18 protein-coding genes and 1 pseudogene are annotated in these 18,574 nt (G+C 71.2%); 3 read left to right on the top strand and 16 right to left on the bottom strand.

Annotated elements, in window-relative coordinates:
- Window positions 1-160: 160 nt before the first annotated feature.
- From AB0M62_RS25835 to AB0M62_RS25805, 7 genes and pseudogenes are all read right to left on the bottom strand, one after another.
- Entirely contained in the window at window positions 161-514 is a 354-nt protein-coding gene (locus tag AB0M62_RS25835; RefSeq protein WP_366076677.1) for a cytidine deaminase, read from the bottom strand.
- A 51-nt stretch (window positions 515-565) separates the two neighbouring features.
- A pseudogene (locus AB0M62_RS25830) lies at window positions 566-673 on the bottom strand (XRE family transcriptional regulator); the annotation flags it as partial.
- A gap of 159 nt (window positions 674-832) precedes the next feature.
- Window positions 833-1,189: an MmcQ/YjbR family DNA-binding protein gene (locus AB0M62_RS25825; protein WP_366076676.1), complete on the bottom strand. Its 357-nt coding sequence runs from the start codon at window positions 1,187-1,189 to the stop codon at window positions 833-835.
- Complete coding sequence (locus tag AB0M62_RS25820; protein ID WP_366076675.1) at window positions 1,186-2,457, bottom strand: hemolysin family protein; 1,272 nt, start codon at window positions 2,455-2,457, stop codon at window positions 1,186-1,188. Before AB0M62_RS25820 ends, AB0M62_RS25825 begins: the two co-directional genes overlap by 4 nt.
- Entirely contained in the window at window positions 2,454-2,951 is a 498-nt protein-coding gene (ybeY, locus tag AB0M62_RS25815) for an rRNA maturation RNase YbeY (RefSeq protein WP_366076674.1), read from the bottom strand. The genes AB0M62_RS25820 and ybeY overlap by 4 nt, the downstream gene beginning before the upstream one ends.
- Window positions 2,952-2,980: 29 nt before the next feature.
- Window positions 2,981-4,000, bottom strand: a complete 1,020-nt coding sequence (locus tag AB0M62_RS25810; RefSeq protein ID WP_366076673.1) for a PhoH family protein — start codon at window positions 3,998-4,000, stop codon at window positions 2,981-2,983.
- A gap of 133 nt (window positions 4,001-4,133) precedes the next feature.
- Window positions 4,134-5,249 carry a PfkB family carbohydrate kinase gene (locus tag AB0M62_RS25805; RefSeq protein ID WP_366076672.1) on the bottom strand — a complete coding sequence of 372 codons (1,116 nt, stop codon included), beginning with the start codon at window positions 5,247-5,249 and terminating at the stop codon, window positions 4,134-4,136.
- 209 nt (window positions 5,250-5,458) lie between these two features.
- Here AB0M62_RS25805 and AB0M62_RS25800 point away from each other — a divergent pair, with 209 nt between their 5' ends.
- Window positions 5,459-6,892, top strand: coding sequence for an MFS transporter (locus AB0M62_RS25800; RefSeq protein WP_366076671.1), 1,434 nt, complete (start codon window positions 5,459-5,461; stop codon window positions 6,890-6,892).
- Here the strand turns inward: AB0M62_RS25800 and AB0M62_RS25795 are convergent.
- The 7 genes from AB0M62_RS25795 to hrcA form a co-directional block, all read right to left on the bottom strand.
- Window positions 6,856-7,848: an adenosine deaminase gene (locus AB0M62_RS25795; protein WP_366076739.1), complete on the bottom strand. Its 993-nt coding sequence runs from the start codon at window positions 7,846-7,848 to the stop codon at window positions 6,856-6,858. The genes AB0M62_RS25800 and AB0M62_RS25795 overlap by 37 nt on opposite strands.
- Before the next feature lie 19 nt (window positions 7,849-7,867).
- Window positions 7,868-8,776 carry a ribonuclease Z gene (locus tag AB0M62_RS25790; protein ID WP_366076670.1) on the bottom strand — a complete coding sequence of 303 codons (909 nt, stop codon included), beginning with the start codon at window positions 8,774-8,776 and terminating at the stop codon, window positions 7,868-7,870.
- Window positions 8,777-8,781: 5 nt separating this feature from the next.
- The gene (locus AB0M62_RS25785; RefSeq protein WP_366076669.1) at window positions 8,782-9,141 is read right to left on the bottom strand and encodes a histidine triad nucleotide-binding protein; all 360 of its coding nucleotides are present in this window, start codon (window positions 9,139-9,141) and stop codon (window positions 8,782-8,784) included.
- Window positions 9,142-9,382: 241 nt separating this feature from the next.
- Window positions 9,383-10,120: a 16S rRNA (uracil(1498)-N(3))-methyltransferase gene (locus AB0M62_RS25780; protein WP_366076668.1), complete on the bottom strand. Its 738-nt coding sequence runs from the start codon at window positions 10,118-10,120 to the stop codon at window positions 9,383-9,385.
- The gene (locus AB0M62_RS25775; protein WP_366076667.1) at window positions 10,117-11,196 is read right to left on the bottom strand and encodes a nitronate monooxygenase; all 1,080 of its coding nucleotides are present in this window, start codon (window positions 11,194-11,196) and stop codon (window positions 10,117-10,119) included. The genes AB0M62_RS25780 and AB0M62_RS25775 overlap by 4 nt, the downstream gene beginning before the upstream one ends.
- Window positions 11,197-11,284: 88 nt before the next feature.
- The gene (dnaJ, locus tag AB0M62_RS25770; RefSeq protein ID WP_366076665.1) at window positions 11,285-12,421 is read right to left on the bottom strand and encodes a molecular chaperone DnaJ; all 1,137 of its coding nucleotides are present in this window, start codon (window positions 12,419-12,421) and stop codon (window positions 11,285-11,287) included.
- Window positions 12,422-13,438 carry a heat-inducible transcriptional repressor HrcA gene (hrcA, locus tag AB0M62_RS25765; protein ID WP_366076663.1) on the bottom strand — a complete coding sequence of 339 codons (1,017 nt, stop codon included), beginning with the start codon at window positions 13,436-13,438 and terminating at the stop codon, window positions 12,422-12,424. It abuts the gene before it with no gap.
- Window positions 13,439-13,622: 184 nt separating this feature from the next.
- On the opposite strand from hrcA, the gene AB0M62_RS25760 reads away from it, so the two are divergent.
- Complete coding sequence (locus tag AB0M62_RS25760) at window positions 13,623-14,357, top strand: MBL fold metallo-hydrolase (RefSeq protein ID WP_366076662.1); 735 nt, start codon at window positions 13,623-13,625, stop codon at window positions 14,355-14,357.
- Window positions 14,358-14,384: 27 nt separating this feature from the next.
- Complete coding sequence (locus AB0M62_RS25755) at window positions 14,385-15,218, top strand: DUF3097 domain-containing protein (RefSeq protein ID WP_366076661.1); 834 nt, start codon at window positions 14,385-14,387, stop codon at window positions 15,216-15,218.
- A gap of 56 nt (window positions 15,219-15,274) precedes the next feature.
- On the opposite strand, the gene hemW is transcribed toward AB0M62_RS25755, so the two are convergent.
- Window positions 15,275-16,507 (bottom strand): radical SAM family heme chaperone HemW, encoded by a 1,233-nt coding sequence (hemW, locus tag AB0M62_RS25750; RefSeq protein WP_366076660.1) that lies wholly within the window; start codon window positions 16,505-16,507, stop codon window positions 15,275-15,277.
- Between the two features lie 91 nt (window positions 16,508-16,598).
- Complete coding sequence (locus AB0M62_RS25745) at window positions 16,599-18,488, bottom strand: AMP-binding protein (RefSeq protein ID WP_366076659.1); 1,890 nt, start codon at window positions 18,486-18,488, stop codon at window positions 16,599-16,601.
- Window positions 18,489-18,574 lie beyond the last annotated feature (86 nt).

The following is an 18,574-nucleotide window of genomic DNA, read 5'->3' as shown; positions in this document are numbered from 1 at the left end:
CCCCGATCCCCGGACGGGCTCCGACCAGCGGCCCACCGGCGCTCCCGCTCGCCGGGCCGGCGCGGTCGCGACCGGGTCGGGGAGCCGTCGCCGGGCGGCGGGCACGGCCTGCCCCTCCGACTGCCGGGCTCCGACCGCGACACGCGCGCACAGCCGGCCGTCAGCCCGCGGTGACCGTCACCTTGAGCGTGCCGTCCGGACCGGCCAGCAGCACGGGGGTGTCGGGGCCGCCCAGGTCCCGGACCGCCGCGCGGTCGGCGTCCGAGGGCGTGGCGGCGTCGCTCACCACGGCCGCCGCCTCGAGCGACTTGGCGCCGCTCGCCACCGCCATGGCCACCGCCGTCTGCAGCGCGCTGAGCTTCAGCGAGTTCAGGCCGACGGTACCGGCGACGTAGGTACGGCCGGTCTCGTCGCGCACCGCCGCGCCTTCGGGCACTGCGTTGCGGGCGCGGGCGCTGCGTGCCAGCGTGATGATCTTGCGGTCCTCGGGGCCGATCTCGGTGCTCTGGGTCATGTGCCGAGCATAAGGAGCGGTCCGCCGCGGCCGTGACACCCCCTGGACGGATCAGCCCCCGACCGGGTACATCGCACCGCGCCGCCCCACCGGCGAGGCCAGCCGCTCCAGCTTCGCCGAGGTGTCCGCCTGGGGCAGCGGTGTGTGCAGCACGACCGAGTCGAGTATCTGCGGGGACACGGAGATGTCGGTATGTCCCTGCTGGCCGCCTTCGTGGCCGTCGAGTCCGCTCGCAAGCTCCGCTTGTCTCGCGGCGCTGGTGGCCGTGGGCCTTCGCACCCGCCGCGGGTGAGCGCGGGACACCGCCCGGACAGGGCCCTAGGGGCGGTCCAGGCGGAGCCGTTCCGCCTTCGGGAGGCCCGCCACCACCAGGTCGTAGGAGTCCTCGATCATCTCCCGGACCGTCCGGTCCGGGAGTGATCCGTCCAGTGTCACCGTGTTCCAGTGCCGCTTGTTCAGGTGCCATCCCGGCACGATCGCGGGGTGCTCCGCACGCAGCTGGACCGCGAGGTCCGGGTCGCACTTCAGGGAGACGGTCAGCGGCTCCTCCTCCAGCGCGCTGAGGGCGAACATCTTCCCGCACACCTTGAACACGGAGTGTTCCGGCGTGAACGGGAACTCCTCGGCCGTGCCGTTCAGACCGAGGCAGAACGTCCTCAGCGCCGCGGGGGTCATCCGGCCGGCTCCACCAGCACCGTGACGATCTTGTTGCGGCGGCCGGCCGGGGACTCCGCCGTCAGACGCAGGGAACGGCCGTCGGGGAGGTCGACCGCCGCCGAAGCGCCCGCGATCGGGACCTTGCCCAGCGCCTTCGCCAGCAGTCCGCCGACCGTCTCCACGTCCTCGTCGTCGAGCTCGTCCAGGCCGTACAGCTCGCCCAGGTCGCCGATGTCGAGGCGCGCGGTGACGCGGTAGCGCTCGTCGCCCAGCTCCTCCACCGGCGGGAGTTCACGGTCGTACTCGTCGGTGATCTCGCCGACGATCTCCTCGAGGATGTCCTCGATCGTGACGATGCCGGCGGTGCCGCCGTACTCGTCGATGACGACGGCGACGTGGTTGCGGTCCTGCTGCATCTCGCGCAGCAGGTCGCCCGCGTTCTTGGTGTCCGGGACGAACGCCGCGGGCCGCATCGCCGTGGAGACGGCCTCGGCCTCGGCGTCGCGGTTGATGTGCGTCCTGCGCACCAGGTCCTTGAGGTAAACGATGCCGACGACATCGTCCTCGTTCTCACCGGTGACGGGGATGCGGGAGAAACCCGACCGCAGCGCGAGCGTCAGCGCCTGCCGGATCGTCTTGTAGCGCTCGATGCAGACCAGGTCCGTCCTCGGCACCATGACCTCGCGGACCAGCGTGTCGCCCAGCTCGAAGACGGAGTGCACCATCCGGCGCTCGTCGTCCTCGATCAGCGATTCCTGCTCGGCGAGGTCCACCATCGCCCGGAGCTCGGCCTCGCTGGCGAACGGGCCCTTGCGGAAGCCCTTGCCGGGCGTCAGGGCGTTGCCCAGGAGGATCAGCAGCTGCGGGATCGGGCCCATGATCCTGGCGAGCGGAAGGAGTACGTGCGCGGCCGCCGTGGCGGTGTTCAGCGGGTGCTGGCGGCCGATCGTCCGCGGGGACACCCCCACTGCCACGTACGAGACGAGAACCATCACACCGATGGCGACGAGCAGCGCCGTCCAGGTCTCCTCGAACTCCTTGAGGCATACGTAGGTCACCAGTACGCCGGCCGCCATCTCGCTGGCGACCCGTACCAGCAGGGCCACGTTGAGGTAGCGGGTGGGATCGGCCGCGACCTGCGCGAGCTTCGCGGCGCCGCGTCGCCCGGCCCGTACCGCCTCCTCGGCCCGGAAGCTCGAGACGCGGGCGATGCCCGCCTCCGCGCACGCCGCGAGCCAGGCGACGACGACGAGGAGAACCGCACCAACGATCAGTTGCGGGCTCACGAGACGGTGGGCGCCGGGGAGGGCCCGGTCAGGCCGTGCTCGGCCCGCCAGCCGTCGACGATCGCCGCCTGCAGGCCGAACATCTCGGCCTTCTCGTCCGGCTCCTCGTGGTCGTAACCGAGAAGGTGCAGCACCCCGTGGACGGTCAGGAGCTGGAGCTCCTCGTCCATGGAGTGCTGGGTCTCCGCTTCCTCGCCCTGCTTCTTGGCGACCTCCGGGCAGAGCACGATGTCACCGAGGAGCCCCTGCGGGGGCTCCTCGTCGTCCTTGGCCGGCGGACGCAGCTCGTCCATCGGGAAGGACATGACATCCGTGGGGCCGGGCAGGTCCATCCACTGGATGTGCAGCTGCTCCATGGCGCCCTCGTCCACGACGATCACCGACAGCTCGGAGAGCGGGTGGATACGCATTCGAGTGAGCGCATAGCGCGCGATGTCGAGGATCGCCCGCTCGTCGACCTCGGTTCCGGACTCGTTGTTGACGTCGATCGACATGGTGCTGGCTTGTCTGCTCTCGTTGGATGTCACAGGCCGTTCAGGCTGTCGTACTGCTCGTACGCGTCGACGATACGGCCGACGAGCTTGTGCCGGACGACATCATGAGAGGTGAGCCGGGAGAAATGGACGTCCTCGACGCCTTCGAGGATTCCCTGGACCTGGCGCAGACCGCTCTTCGTACCGCCCGGCAGGTCGACCTGTGTGACGTCACCCGTGACGACGATCTTCGAATCGAAGCCGAGCCTGGTGAGGAACATCTTCATCTGCTCGGCACTCGTGTTCTGTGCTTCGTCGAGGATGATGAACGCGTCGTTGAGCGTCCGGCCTCGCATGTAGGCCAGCGGTGCGACCTCGATGGTGCCCGCCGCCATGAGCCGCGGGATCGAGTCGGGGTCGACCATGTCGTGCAGCGCGTCGTAGAGCGGCCGCAGGTACGGGTCGATCTTCTCGTAGAGCGTGCCGGGCAGGAAGCCGAGCCGCTCGCCCGCCTCGACGGCGGGCCTGGTCAGGATGATCCGGGTGACCTGCTTGGACTGCAGGGCCTGGACCGCCTTGGCCATGGCGAGATAGGTCTTTCCGGTGCCGGCGGGACCGATCCCGAAGACGATCGTGTGCTTGTCGATCGCGTCGACGTACCGCTTCTGGTTCAGGGTCTTGGGACGGATGGTGCGGCCGCGGCTGGAGAGGATGTTCTGTGTGAGCACCTCGGCAGGGGTCTCCTGCGCGGCCTCGCCATTGCCGTTCGCTGCCCGGAGCATGGCGATCGACCGTTCCACTGCGTCCTCCGTCATCGGCTGCCCGGTGCGGAGCACCAGCATCATCTCGTCGAACAGGCGCTGGATCAGGGCTACTTCGGCCGCTTCACCGGTCGCGCTGACCTGGTTTCCCCGGACGTGGATGTCGGTGGCCGGGAACGCCTTCTCGATCACGCGCAACAGGGCGTCACCCGAGCCGAGGACCGTCACCATCGGGTGCTTGGCGGGGACGGTGAAATGGGCTCGTGCCTGCCCCTGCGCGGGGCTGTGGTCTGTCGGTGTCTGAGTCATGGGCCGGCTCTGTGGCCTGCACATACCTCCCGTTGCAGGGTTCTCGCCGCTCGGGAACCTCTGGAGTACCAAGAATACGACGCGCCACGGACAACACCGAGGGGTTTTCACGCGGGGGACGCCGGTGGAACGGTTACACAGGGTGCCGGAATCCGATCGTCGGTACCGCCCTGCGCAGCGGCCACGGCCTGCCGTCGGCCGGCAGCAGGTCCTCCAGGAAGGCATAGCGCCGCAGGGCCTCCGGGTCCCTGCCGTGGACGGCTCGCGCCCGCTGCCACCAGGCGGCCACCTCGGCCCAGCCGGGCGCCGACAGCGAGCCGCCGAATTCCTGCACCGACAGGGCCGCGGTGAGCCCCGCGAAGGCCAGCCGATCGGCGAGCGGCCAGTCGGCCAGCGTCCCGGTCAGGAACCCCGCCACGAAGACGTCACCCGCGCCCGTGGGATCGAGGGCCTCCACGAGGATCGCGGGCACCTCGGCGATCTCCCCGGTCGCCCCGTCCACGGCGTACGCGCCCTCCGCACCCAGCGTGACCACGGCGAGCGGCACCCTGTCGGCCAGCGTCCGGGCGGCGGCGCGCGGGCAGTCGGTGCGGGTGTAGCGCATCGCCTCCTCCGCGTTGGGCAGGAATGCCTCGCAGTGCTCGAGGTCGGCCAGGCCCGCGAGGTCCCAGCGGCCGGTCTCGTCCCAGCCGACGTCGGCGAAGACCCGGGCGCCGCGGCGGGCGGCGGAGGCGACCCACTCCTCCGGGCGGCCGGGCGCGAGCGAGGCGACCGCGGCCCTCGCCCGGGGCGGGCAGTCCGGGAAGGGTCCGGAGCCGGGCGGCGGCGGGGCCTCGTGGCCGTGCGAGACCATGGTGCGCTCGCCCTCGTACGCCATGGAGACGGTGACCGGCGAGTGCCAGCCCGGGACGATGCGTGACCGGGCCAGGTCGATGCCCTCACCCTGCTCCAGGGCGTCCCAGCAGTACTCGCCGTAGTGGTCGTCGCCGAAGGCCGCGGCCAGCGAGGTGCGCAGCCCCAGCCGGGACAGGGCCGTGGCCATGTTGGCGACCCCGCCGGGACTCGATCCCATGCCGCGCGCCCAGGACTCGGTACCGCGGACCGGGGCGCTGTCGAGGCCGGTGAAGATGATGTCGAGGAAGACCGTGCCGGTCAGGAAGACGTCGCAGTCGGGATCCTCGGGGGCGCGCAGCCCGCCGAGGGGGTCCAGGGTGGTGCGGTCCGGCTCCTGTCCATCAAGAGTGATCACGGCGTGTCCCCGTTCCTGGTGACCAAAGTGGCCAGCCCTACCCTCGCGCAACCGACCCAAACAAATTGTGACTCATGTCACGGCCGACTCTCCCCTTTCCTCAACTCCGTGCGCTTGATAGAACTTGGGCCGCGTTCCTGTCATCGGCAGCCGCTTCTCCCCCTTTTCCGGGTTTCCCCTGTTCATCACGCATGCCCTCAGGAACGTCCGTGTTCTCACGCCCGCATTCGCGCCCCCTCCCGCGCCCCGACGCGGTCTGGCCGCTGGTAGCCGTCTTCACCGCCGGCTACCTCGCCGCCTACCTCCTGCCCACGGTCGTCGGCCGCCTCGACGACAGTCTCGGGCTCACCCCCTCCCAGGCCGGCCTCGTCGGCTCCACCCTGCTGCTCTGTTCGGCCACGGCGGGCTTCGCGCTCGCCTCGCGCGTGGAGCGGTACGGAGCCCTGCACCTGGCCCGCCTCGGCCTGCTGCTGGCGATGGCCGGGTACGGAAGCGCGGCGCTGACCTCATGGGTGCCGCTGGTGGTCGCGGGCGCGGCACTGGGCGGCTTCGGGTCGGGTACCGCGACTGCGGTCGCCGCCTCCGGCATCGCCGCACAGCGCGACCCCCACCGGGCTTCCGCGCTGGGGCTGCTGGCAGTGTCCGCGACCGCGGGAGCGCTCTACCTGACGATGCCTCGGCTCAGCTCCGGTCACGGGCTGCCGTTCGCCGCGATCGCGGTGGTCGCGGCCCTGGTGTGGCCGGCGGCCGGGCGGCTGCCCGGACCGTACCGGGGCGGTCCCGCCGCCACGGCCCGCGGCCGGCTGCCCTACCGCCGCTCCGGACTGGTCCTGGCCGGCGCGATGCTCTGCTGGTCGATGGCTCAGAACGCACTTTGGGGGGTGAGCGGGCGGATCGGGCTGCAGCAGGCCGGGCTGTCGGAGGTGGCCCTCGGCGCGGTCTTCGCGGTGGCGCTGGGCGCGGGCCTGGTGGGTGTCACGGGGGCCGGCGTCCTGGGCGCGCGGCTGGGCCGGGCGGTGCCCATCGGGGTGGGCACGGCGGTCATCGCCTGCTGTGTCGCGGTCAGTTCGTCGGCCGACGGGCTGGTGTCCTTCGCGGCGGGCGAGATCCTGTGGAACGCCTTCTACCCCGTGGTGCTCTCCTACCTCATCGGCCTGGCCGCTTCCCTGGACCCGCGCGGCCGGTGGGCGGTGCTGGTGGGATCGGCGTCCTCACTGGGCGTGGCCTGCGGCCCGGTGACCGGCAGTCTGCTCTCCGAACTGGCCGGCTTCCCGGTGATGGGGCTGGTGCTGGGTGCGGCCCTGCTCCTGGTGGCCGCCCCGATGACGGCGGTCGCACTGCACACGGCCGGCCGCCCGCTCGTCCCCGGCTCCGTCCGCCGCCGCGGCGGAGCGCCGGCCGCCGTGGTGGCCGCGGCGACGGGCGCCGCGTCCGGCGCGGTGCCCCGCGTCGGCGCCCCCGAACTGGAGGTCATGGAGATCGCGGTGGCACGCCGGCCGCTGCGGCTGGTGCTGTCCCGGCCCCTCGGCCGGCCGCCGGCCGGGCACCGCCCGGCCGCCCGGCCCTCCCGTCAGCCGGCGGGTCGGGCCACCCGTCGGTCCGCCGGTCAGCCGAAGTCGTACGCCTCGACCTCGGCGAGGTAGCGCGCCCGGCGTTCCTCGTCGTGGTCGAGGAACGCCGCCAGGAAGGAGTTGCGGGCCAGCGCGCGCAGTTCCTCGTTGCCGAGCCCGAGCGCCTCGTGGACGGCGTGGAAGGTCTCGCCGACGTAGCCGCCGAAGTAGGCGGGGTCGTCTGAGTTGACGGTGACCAGCAGGCCGGCCTCCATCATGGCCGGCAGCGGGTGCTCCTCCAGCGTGTCGATGGCGCGCAGCCGTACGTTCGACACCGGACACAGCGTGAGCGGCACCCGGTCCTCGACCAGCCGCTCCACCAGCTCCCGGTCCTCCATCGAACGCAGCCCGTGGTCGATCCGCTCCACACCGAGGACGTCCAGGGCCTGCCAGATGTAGTCGGGCGGCCCCTCCTCGCCCGCATGGGCCACCCGGCGCAGCCCCAGCGCCGCCGCCGCCTCGTACACCTCGTGGAACTTCGACGGCGGGTGGCCGGCCTCCGCCGAGTCCAGGCCGACGCCCGCGATCCGGTGGAGGTACGGCTTCGCGGCGTCCAGCGTGCTCATCGCGGACTCGGCGGACTGGTCCCGCAGGAAGCACATGATCAGCTGAGTGGAGACGCCATGCTTCTCCTCACTGCTCTCCAGCGCGCGGGCCAGGCCCTCGACCACCGTACCGATCGGAATGCCCCGTGCGGTGTGCGCCTGCGGGTCGAAGAAGATCTCGGCGTGCCGTACGCCCTGTTCGGCGGCGCGCGCGAGATACGCCTCGGCGAGTTCGGTGAAGTCGCGCTCTGTGCGCAGTACGGCCATCAGCCCGTAGTACAGGTCCAGAAAGGACTGCAGATCCTCGAAGAGATACGCCTTGCGCAGCTGTGTGCTGTCGGCGTACGGGAGCTCGACGCCGTTGCGCCGGGCCAGTGCGAAGGCCAGTTCGGGTTCGAGAGTGCCTTCGATGTGAAGGTGGAGTTCTGCCTTGGGGAGGGGCACGGGGGTCTCGCTCACTGGTTCACTGGTGACGTTTGGGGAGGGGTACACGCAGCAGGTCACGGGCGACGGTCAGTTCCCCCTCGAAGCCCGCGACGCGCGCCTGCCGCTCGAAGAGGTCGGGGTCGCTGTACCGCTGCGAGAAGTGTGTCAGGACGAGATGCCGTACGCCCGCGTCCCGGGCCGCCCGCGCGGCCTGCCCCACCGTGAGATGGCCGTGGTCGACCGCCAGTTGTCCGTCCTCGTCGAGGAACGTCGACTCGATCACCAGCATGTCGCAGCCCTCGGCGAGCGCGTGCACACCTTCGCACAGCCGCGTGTCCATGACGAAGGCGAATCGCTGCCCCGTCCGCACCTCGCTCACCTGCTCCAGGGTGACTCCGTCCAGGACGCCCTCCCGCTGGAGCCGCCCGACGTCCGGCCCCCTGACGCCGAGCGCGGCGAGCCGCTCGGGCAGCATACGGCGCCCGTCGGGCTCGGTCAGCCGGTACCCGAAGGACTCGACCGGGTGGGAGAGCCTGCGCGCTTCGAGGGTGTACGCGGGTGTGGCGGCCAGCACCCCGTCGGCCGCGACCGGCACCTCGTCCAGCAGCACGGTCTCGCGGTAGGCCGTCGCGTACCGCAGCCGCTCGAAGTAGTGCTGCCCGCTCGCCGGGTAGTGGGCGGCGACGGGATGCGGAACCCGGTCGAGGTTGATGCGCTGGATCACGCCGGCGAGACCCAGCGAGTGGTCGCCGTGGAAGTGCGTGACGCAGATCCGGTGGATGTCGTGCGCGGCCACCCCGGCGCGCAGCATCTGCCGTTGGGTGCCCTCTCCGGGGTCGAAGAGGATGCCCTCGCCGTCCCAGCGCAGCAGGTAGCCGTTGTGGTTGCGGTGCCGGGTCGGGACTTGGCTCGCGGTGCCGAGCACCACCAGTTCTCGTACGGACAAGGTGGTTATCCCGGAGGCCAGTTGAGGCCCCGGCCGCCGAGCACATGGGCATGCGCGTGGAAGACGGTCTGACCCGCGCCGGCGCCGGTGTTGAAGACGATACGGAACCCGGTGACGTCGACCTTCTCCTGCGCGGCGACCTCACCGGCGGCGACCATCAGGTCGGCGGCGATCTGCGGCTCGGCAGCGGCGAGCGAGGCGGCGTCCGGATAGTGCACCCGGGGAACGACCAGGACGTGCGTCGGCGCCTGCGGGTTGATGTCGCGGAAGGCGACGGTGGATTCGGTCTCCCGCACCACGGTCGCCGGGACCTCCCCCGTGACGACCTTGCAGAACAGGCAGTCCGCCTGCGGTTCACCCGCCATGCCCGGGCCTCCTCGGAGCGTCGATCGGACAGTGTCGATCATTGAAAGCCCATGCTATCCGGCCCGCTCGCCTCCGTGCCGCCGCCGTACGGTGGGGCCGTGCCCCCAGCGATCACGCCCGTACGGCGACCACTGCCGGGAATCGCTCTCGTGGTTCGGCGGATCGGTGGGCGACACTCAGGGCTGTGGCCCTCCAAGCCCTGGTGCTCTGTCCGGGCGATCCTTTCGGGCCGGCAGGTCCCTAGCTCCAGCGGCCCGTACGACCCAGCAGCAGCGCCGTCGCCGCCGTACCGGCCGTGGAGGTGCGCAGCACACTCCGGCCCAGGCGGTACGGCTTCGCGCCCGCCTCCGCGAAGGCCGCCAGCTCCTCCGGGGACACTCCGCCCTCGGGGCCCACAACGAGCACGATCGAACCCTGGCCGGGCAGGACGGCGGTCGCCAGCGGCTCGCTGCCCTCCTCGTGCAGGACCGCCGCGAAGTCCGCGGTCGCCAGGAGCGCCGCCACCTGCTTGGTCGTCATCGCATCCGAGACCTCGGGAAAACGCACCCGCCGCGACTGCTTGCCGGCCTCGCGGACCGTACTGCGCCACTTGGCGAGGGACTTGGCGCCCCGGTCGCCCTTCCACTGCGTGATGCAGCGCGAGGCCTGCCAGGGCACGATCGCGTCCACGCCGGTCTCCGTCATGGTCTCGACGGCCAGCTCTCCGCGGTCGCCCTTGGGCAGGGCCTGCACGACGGTGATGTGCGGCTCAGGGCCGGGCTCCTCGTTGATCGTGTGCAGGTCCGTCACGACGAGCCGGTCCTTGCCCTCCGCGGCCCGCACGATGCCTTCGGCCCAGAGGCCACGGCCGTCCGTCAGCACGACGTCCTCCCCGACGCGCAGCCGCTTGACCGAGACGGCGTGCCGTCCTTCGGGCCCGTCCAGCACGAACTCCGGACCGCCGGGGACCTGGTCGACCACGAACACCGGGGCGGTCATGACGCGCTCCGCAGCGTCAAGGCGGCCTGCGCCTCGCCCAGTTCCGCGGCAAGCACCTCCACCAGCTGTCCGGCGGGCAGCTCTCTGGCCATGCGGTGACCCTGCCCCGCCCACAGCGCCATGCCCTGCGCGTCGCCCGCCTTGGCGGCGGCCTTGCGCAGCCCGGTGGTGAGGTGGTGCACCTGGGGGTAGGCGGCCGGGGCGTACGGACCGTGCTCGCGCATGAACCGGTTCACCAGACCGCGGGCGGGCCTGCCGGAGAAGGCCCGGGTCAGTTCCGTCCGTACGAACAGCGGGTTGGTCAGGGCCTGTTTGTGCAGCACATTCGCTCCGGACTCGGGACAGACGAGAAACGCCGTGCCGAGCTGGGCGGCCTCCGCGCCCGCCGCCAGCACGGCCGCGATCTGCGAGCCGCGCATCAGCGCGCCCGCGGCGATGATCGGCAGCTGCACGCTCTCGCGCACCAGCGACACCAGTGACAGCAGTCCGAAGCCGGACCCGTCCGTCTGCGGGTCGTCCCGGTGCGTCGACTGATGGCCGCCGGCCTCGATGCCCTGTACGCACAGCGCCGCGGCGCCCTGCCACTGGGCGGTCTTCGCTTCTTCCGCCGAGGTCACCGTGACCACGGTGACGGTGCCGGCCGCGGCGAACGCGTCGAGCACCGCGCGGGCCGGGCATCCGAAGGTGAAGGAGACCACCGGTACGGGGTCCTCGAGGAGGGTGGCCAGCTTGGCGTCGTAGCCGTCCTCGCTGTCCCCGCACGAGTCGGTGTCACCGAGCGGGGTGTCGTACCAGGAGGCCTCGCCGGCCAGCTGGCTGCGGTAGACCTCGACGGCGGCGGGATCCGCGTAGTTCGGCTGCGGCATGAAGAGGTTGACCCCGTAGGGCTGGTTGGTGAGCCCCCGCAGCTGCTTGATCTCCTGGTACATGCCGTCCGCCGTCTTGTACCCGGCTGCCAGGAAACCGAGTCCGCCCGCCTCTGAAACGGCGGCCGCGAGCTGAGGACAGGAAGCACCGCCCGCCATGGGGGCCTGCACGATCGGATACCGGCAGAGATCGGTCAGTGCGGAGGACATGACCGCATGGTGCCACGTCCCCCGCACAGCTCCGAATCGAGCATTTCGCCTGGCATAGTCCAGTGCTCAGCGCGCGCCGGCCGCCTTGCTACCGCCCGTTGAACGCATCCTTCAGGCGCGAGAAAAGCCCCTGCTGCCCCGGCTGGAACTGACCCAGAGGCCGCTCCTCACCGCGCAGTACCGCCAGCTGCCGCAGCAGCTCCTCCTGCTGCGGGTCCAGCTTGCCGGGGGTGGTCACCTCGACGTGCACGATCAGATCGCCACGCCCGCCGCCGCGCAGATGCGTGACACCGCGCTGGTGCAGCGGAATCGACTGACCCGACTGCGTGCCCGGCCGGATGTCGATCTCCTCCATCCCGTCCAGCGTCTCGAGCGGGCACTTCGTGCCCAGCGCCGCCGCCGTCATCGGGATGGTCACCGTGCAGTGCAGGTCGTCGCCACGCCGCTGGAAGACCGAGTGCGGCAGCTCGTGGATCTCCACGTACAGGTCGCCGGCGGGCCCGCCGCCGGGGCCGACCTCGCCCTCACCCGCGAGCTGGATGCGCGTGCCGTTGTCGACGCCCGCCGGGATCTTGACGGTGAGCGTGCGGCGGGAGCGGACGCGCCCGTCGCCCGCGCACTCGGGGCACGGAGTCGGCACGACCGTTCCGAAGCCCTGGCACTGCGGGCACGGCCGCGAGGTCATGACCTGGCCCAGGAAGGACCGGGTGACCTGGGAGACCTCGCCGCGTCCACGGCACATGTCACAGGTCTGGGCGGAGGTGCCGGGGGCCGCGCCCTCACCCGAGCAGGTCGTACAGACGACCGCCGTGTCGACCTGGATGTCCTTGGTCGTACCGAAGGCCGCCTCGTCCAGCTCGACCTCGAGCCGGATCATCGCGTCCTGGCCGCGCCGGGTACGGGAGCGCGGGCCGCGCTGGGACGCCGTACCGAAGAAGGCGTCCATGATGTCGGAGAAGTTGCCGAAGCCGCCCGCTCCGAAGCCGCCCGCGCCACCGCCGCCGGAGGCGGACAGCGGGTCGCCGCCGAGGTCGTAGACCTGCTTCTTCTGCGGGTCCGACAGCACCTCGTATGCCGCGTTGATCTCCTTGAAACGCTCCTGCGTCTTGGGATCGGGGTTCACGTCCGGATGCAGCTCGCGCGCAAGCCGGCGGAACGCCTTCTTGATCTCGTCCTGCGAAGCGTCCCGGCGCACGCCGAGTACGGCGTAGTAGTCCGTGGCCACTTACGACTCCGCCAGGATCTGTCCGACGTAACGTGCCACTGCGCGTACCGCTCCCATCGTTCCGGGGTAGTCCATGCGGGTCGGTCCGACCACGCCGAGTTTGGCGACTGCCTCGTCGCCCGAACCGTAGCCGACGGCGACGACCGATGTGGACGTCAGCCCTTCGTGGGCATTCTCATGCCCGATACGTACGGTCATTCCCGAGTCCTTGGCCTCGCCGAGCAGCTTGAGGAGCACGACCTGCTCCTCGAGCGCCTCCAGCACCGGCCTGATCGTCAGGGGAAAATCGTGGCCGAAGCGGGTGAGATTGGCGGTGCCGCCGATCATCAGCCGCTCCTCCGTCTCCTCGACGAGTGTTTCGAGGAGCGTGGCAAGCACGGTCGAGACCGTGCCGCGGTCCTCCTGCTCGAAGGAGTCCGGCAGGTCCTGCACCAGCTGGGGCACGTCCGCGAAGCGGCGGCCGACGACCCGGCTGTTGAGCCGGGCCCGCAGGTCGGCCAGTGACGCTTCGCCGAACGGCGCCGGGCAGTCGACCATGCGCTGCTCGACCCGTCCCGTGTCGGTGATCAGCACCAGCATCAGCCGTGCCGGGGCCAGCGACAGCAGTTCGACGTGCCGCACCGTCGAGCGCGTCAGCGAGGGGTACTGGACAACGGCGACCTGCCGGGTCAGCTGGGCCAGCAGCCGCACGGTCCGGCCGACGACGTCGTCGAGGTCGACCGCCCCGTCAAGGAAGTTCTGGATGGCCCGCCGCTCCGGCGAGGACAACGGCTTGACCCCGGCCAGCTTGTCGACGAACAGCCGGTAGCCCTTGTCGGTCGGAATGCGACCGGCACTGGTGTGCGGCTGGGCGATGTAGCCCTCGTCCTCCAGGGCCGCCATGTCGTTGCGCACGGTGGCCGGTGACACGCCGAGGGCGTGCCGCTCGGTGAGCGCCTTGGAGCCGACGGGCTCCTCGGTGCCGACATAGTCCTGGACGATGGCGCGCAGCACCTCGAGTCTGCGTTCGCTGAGCATCGCGCACACCTCCAGCTTGTTTCCTCGGTATCCGGGCTTGGCACTCGCTGCGTTCGAGTGCCAGCAGTCCCCCGGTCAGTGTACGGCGGGGAGGTGCGCCCCTAGCAAGGGCGGCCCGTCACGCTACCGTGCGACCGCCCAGCTCAGCAGGCGCGGCCCCCGGCCGTTGGACTAGCGTCGCGGTATGGACGTCGGTTGGGAAGAGCTGGGCTGGGAGCGGCTTGCGGCGGGGGTCGGACGGCGCCGTTTGCCCGTCTGGGACTGCACCGCCGGCCTGGTGGCGGGGGACGACTCGGTCCTCATGGTGGACGCGGGTTCGTCCCTCCGGGAGGGGGCCGAACTGCGGACCCAGGCGCAGCGAATACTGGGGCGCAGAGTGACGCACCTCGCACTCACCCACCCCCATTTCGACCACGTCCTGGGGGCGGCCGCGTTCTCCGGGGTGGAGGTCTACGGCGCGGTCGGTCTGGACGCCGTGCTCGCCGCGGAGCGCGACGAGATCTGCGAGACGGCGGTACGCGAGGGACTGCCGCGGGACGACGCCGTGGAAGCGACCGATGTGCTGGTCCGGCCGCAGCATTCGGTGTGCGGCGAGTGGACGCTGTCACTGGGCGGTCTGCAGGTCCTGCTCGCCAATGTCGGCCCCGGTCACAGCCACCATGATCTGGTGGTGCTGGTGCCGGGCACTCCCGGCTCACCGGAGATCGTGTTCTGCGGCGATCTGGTGGAGGAATCGGGTGAGCCCCAGGCCGGTCCGGACGCGGTGCCGTCCCGCTGGCCGGCCGCGCTGGACCGGCTGCTGGACCTGGGCGGCGAGGACGCGCTCTACGTACCGGGGCACGGTTCCGTGGTGGATGCCCGTTTCGTTCGCCGTCAGCGTGAGGCTCTGGCCACGCGTTTCGGCGTGTCGCCGCGCTGACCGTCCTCTTCTTTTACTGTCGGTCGAATGCGCAGCCGACAGTACGGGCCGGACCTGACCCCGCCCTGGAAGAAGACCGCCCCCGCTCCCGAGGTACCCGCCGAACCGGGTCTCGTCGTCGAGGAGATCACCACCGGCTACTGCGGTGCGGTGATCCGGTGCGAGAAGACCGCCCAGGGAGTGACGGTCACCCTGGAGGACCGCTTCGGGAAGCACCGGGTCTTCCCGATGGAACCGCGCGGCTTCCTGCTGGAGGGCCGGACCGTCACGCTCGTACGACCCGTGGGCGCGGCCCCGGCCCCACGCACACCGGCCCGGACCGCTTCCGGCTCGATCGCGGTCCCGGGGGCACGTGCGCGGGTGGCGCGGGCGGGCCGCATCTACGTCGAAGGCCGTCACGACGCCGAACTCGTGGAGCGGGTCTGGGGCGACGACCTGCGTATCGAGGGCGTGGTGGTCGAGTACCTGGAGGGCATCGACGATCTCCCCGCGATCGTCGCCGAGTTCGGCCCGGCCCCGGACGCGCGGCTGGGCGTGCTGGTGGACCACCTCGTGCCGGGCTCGAAGGAGTCGCGTATCGCGGCACGGGTCACAGGCGCGGACGTGCTGGTGGTCGGGCACCCGTACATCGACGTGTGGGAGGCAGTGAAGCCGTCCTCGGTGGGCATCGCCGGCTGGCCGACGGTCCCGCGCGGCGAGGACTGGAAGACGGGCATCTGCCGCGCGCTTGGCTGGCCGCCGAACACGGGGGCGGCGTGGCAGCGCATCCTGTCGTCGGTGAACAGCTACCGGGACGTGGAGCCGGCGCTGCTGGGCCGGGTCGAAGAGCTGATCGACTTCGTCACCGCACCGGCCGTGTAGCGCGGCACCGGGCGGAGCCGCGGGCACGTCAGCACGGCAGGCGCGGCGCCGAGACGTCAGTCCACCAGGTCGCGGACCACTCCGTCGGCCAGCAGCCGTCCCCGGAGGGTGAGGACCGCGCGGCCCTCTTCGTACGGGCCCGGTTCCAGCAGCCCGTCCGCGAGAGCGCGTTCCGCCGCGACCGCACCCGCCGGAGCCAGCAGCGACAACGGGCAGCCTTCGCGGAGCCGCAGTTCCAGCAGGATCCGTTCCACGCGGCGGTCCTCCGCGGGCAGCACCTCACGGCCCGCGCCCGGTGACCGGCCCTCCGCCAGCGCCTGCGCGTACGCGCCGGGGTGCTTGACGTTCCACCACCGCACGCCGCCCACGTGGCTGTGCGCGCCCGGCCCCGCGCCCCACCAGTCCGCCCCGCGCCAGTACAGCTCGTTGTGCAGGCACCGCCCGGCGGAGGACGTCGCCCAGTTCGAGACCTCGTACCAGTGGAAACCCGCGCCGGACAGCGCCTCCTCGGCGATCAGGTAGCGGTCGGCGTGCACGTCGTCGTCGGTCATGGGCACCTCGCCGCGGCGGATCCGGCGCGCGAGCTGCGTCCCCTCCTCCACGATCAGCGCGTACGCGCTGACATGGTCGGGGCCCGCCCCGATCGCCGCCTCCAGGGACGCCCGCCAGTCGTCGTCGCTCTCGCCGGGCGTGCCGTAGATCAGATCGAGGTTCACATGCTCGAAGCCCGCTGCCCGGGCCTCGGTGACGCACGCCTCCGGCCGCCCGGGCGTGTGCGTACGGTCCAGGATCTTCAGCACGTGCTGCTTCGCGCTCTGCATGCCGAAGGAGACGCGGTTGAAGCCGCCGGCCCGCAAGGCCTCCAGGTAGGCGGGGCCGACCGACTCCGGGTTCGCCTCGGTCGTGATCTCCGCATCGTCCGCGAGTCCGAACTCGTCGCGGATCGCCGCCAGCATCCGGACGAGATCGTCCGCGGCCAGCAGGGTCGGGGTGCCGCCCCCGACAAAGACCGTCCGTACTTGCCGCGGGTCGTCGCCGAGCACCTTCCGGGCGAGGCGGACCTCGTCGACGAGGGTGTCGGCGTAGTTGTCACGGGAGGCCAGAACACCGCCCGAGCCGCGCAGCTCGGTGGCGGTGTACGTGTTGAAGTCGCAGTAGCCGCAGCGCGTGGCGCAGTACGGCACATGCAGGTAGAAGCCGAGTGGCCGGTCGTGCGCACCCTGCAGGGCATGCCGCGGCAGCGCCCCGTCGTGGGGCATGGGCTCACCGTCAGGCAGGGCAGAAGGCATGCCCCTATTGTCCAGCACGCGGGGAAACCCCCCTACCGTGCCGGACGTGACGCGGGCGGGACCGGTGGCCCCGCCCGCGTCAGGGTGCGCATTACGCCTCGCGCGTACCCGCGTACATCTCGTCGATGAGGTGCTTGTACTCACGCTCGACGACCGGACGCTTCAGCTTCAGGCTCGGCGTCAGCTCGCCGTGCTCGATGTCCAGGTCGCGCGGCAGCAGCTTGAACTTCTTGATCGTCTGCCAGCGCTGCAGGCCCTCGTTGAGCCGCTGCACATAGCCCTCGATCAGCTCCTCGGCCTCCTTGGTGGCCACCACGTCGGCATACGGCTTGCCGTCGAGGCCGTGGTCCGTGGCCCAGCCCAGGATGGCCGCCTCGTCGAGTGCGATCAGCGCGGTGCAGAAGTTCCGGTCCGCGCCGTGCACCAGGATATTGGAGACGAACGGGCACACCGCCTTGAACTGACCCTCGACCTCGGCCGGCGAGATGTACTTGCCGCCCGACGTCTTGATCAGGTCCTTCTTGCGGTCGGTGATCCGCAGATAGCCGTCCGCCGACAGCTCCCCGATGTCGCCGGTGTGGAACCAGCCGTCGGACTCCAGGACCTCGGCGGTCGTCTCGGGCAGCCCGTGGTAGCCGTCCATGATGCCGGGACCGCGCAGCAGGATCTCGCCGTCGTCCGCGATCCGCACCTCGGTGCCGGGGAGCGGCTTGCCGACCGTGCCGGTGCGGTACGCCTCGCCCGGGTTGATGAACGACGCGGCGCTCGACTCCGTCAGACCGTAGCCCTCCAGGATGTGGATTCCGGCACCGGAGAAGAAGTAGCCGATGTCGGGCGCGAGCGCGGCGGAACCGGAGACGGCGGCGCGCAGCCGGCCGCCGAAGGCGTCCCGCAGCTTGGAGTAGACGAGGGCGTCGGCGACCTTGTGCTTGGTGCTGAGCCCGAAGGAGGCGGAGGCCGTTCCGGTGCGGCGGAAGTTGTCCTGGGAGACCTTCGCGTAGTCGCGGGCGACCTCGGCGGCCCACAGGAAGATCTTGTACTTGGCGCCTCCGGCGGCGCGCGCCTTGGCCGCGACCCCGTTGTAGACCTTTTCGAAGATGCGCGGCACGGCCGCCATGTACGTCGGCTGGACCACCGGCAGGTTCTCGATGATCTTGTCGACCCGGCCGTCGACGGCGGTGACGTGGCCGACCTCGATCTGCCCGGAGGTCAGCACCTTGCCGAAGACGTGCGCGAGCGGCAGCCAGAGGTACTGGACGTCGTCCTTGGTGATCAGGCCGGTCGCCACGGTGGCCTTCGCCATGTAGGACCAGTTGTCGTGCGGCAGCCGCACGCCCTTGGGACGGCCGGTGGTGCCCGAGGTGTAGATCAGGGTGGCGAGCTGGTCGGCGGTGATGGCCTTGACCCGGTCCCGGACGGCTTCCGGGTGCTTGGCCAGGTACTCGTTGCCTCGTGCCTCCAGATCGGCGAGCGAGAGCACCCACCCGTCCGGCTCCCCCTCCACCGGCTCCACGCCGGCCGGGTCGATCACGACGACGTGGGCGAGTTTCGGCAGGTCGGCTCGCTTCTCACGGGCCTTGGCGAGCTGGCCGGCGTCCTCGGCGACAAGTACCCGGCTGTCGGAGTCCGCGAGGATGTACGCGCACTCCTCGGCGTTGGTGCTGGGGTAGACCGTGGTGGTCGCGGCGCCCGCGCACATCACGCCCAGGTCGGCGAGGATCCATTCGACCCGGGTGTTGGAGGCGAGCGCGATGCGCTCCTCCGGCTGGACTCCCAGGTCGACCAGGCCGGCGGCGATGGCGAACACGCGCTCGGCGGTCCGCCCCCAGCTCAGCGACTTCCAGTCGTCGGGCCCCTGCCCGGAGGCGGCCGGCACCGGATAGCGGTAGGCCTCGGCGTCGGGCGTCGCCGCCACGCGCTCGAGGAAGAGGGTCGCCACAGAGGGCGGCCGGTTCTCGATCAAGGTCTGTGTGTCGCTCACGAAATCCTCCGGGCCCGCGACAGTGCATACGACTGGCTGGTGCAGGTTGTTTAACTGGCGAGTAACCTTCGAGCGTGATCAGAGTA

This window comes from Streptomyces sp. NPDC051219 (assembly GCF_040682335.1).
Taxonomy (GTDB): Bacteria; Actinomycetota; Actinomycetes; order Streptomycetales; family Streptomycetaceae; genus Streptomyces.
This window is presented reverse-complemented; position numbering and strand designations above follow the sequence as displayed.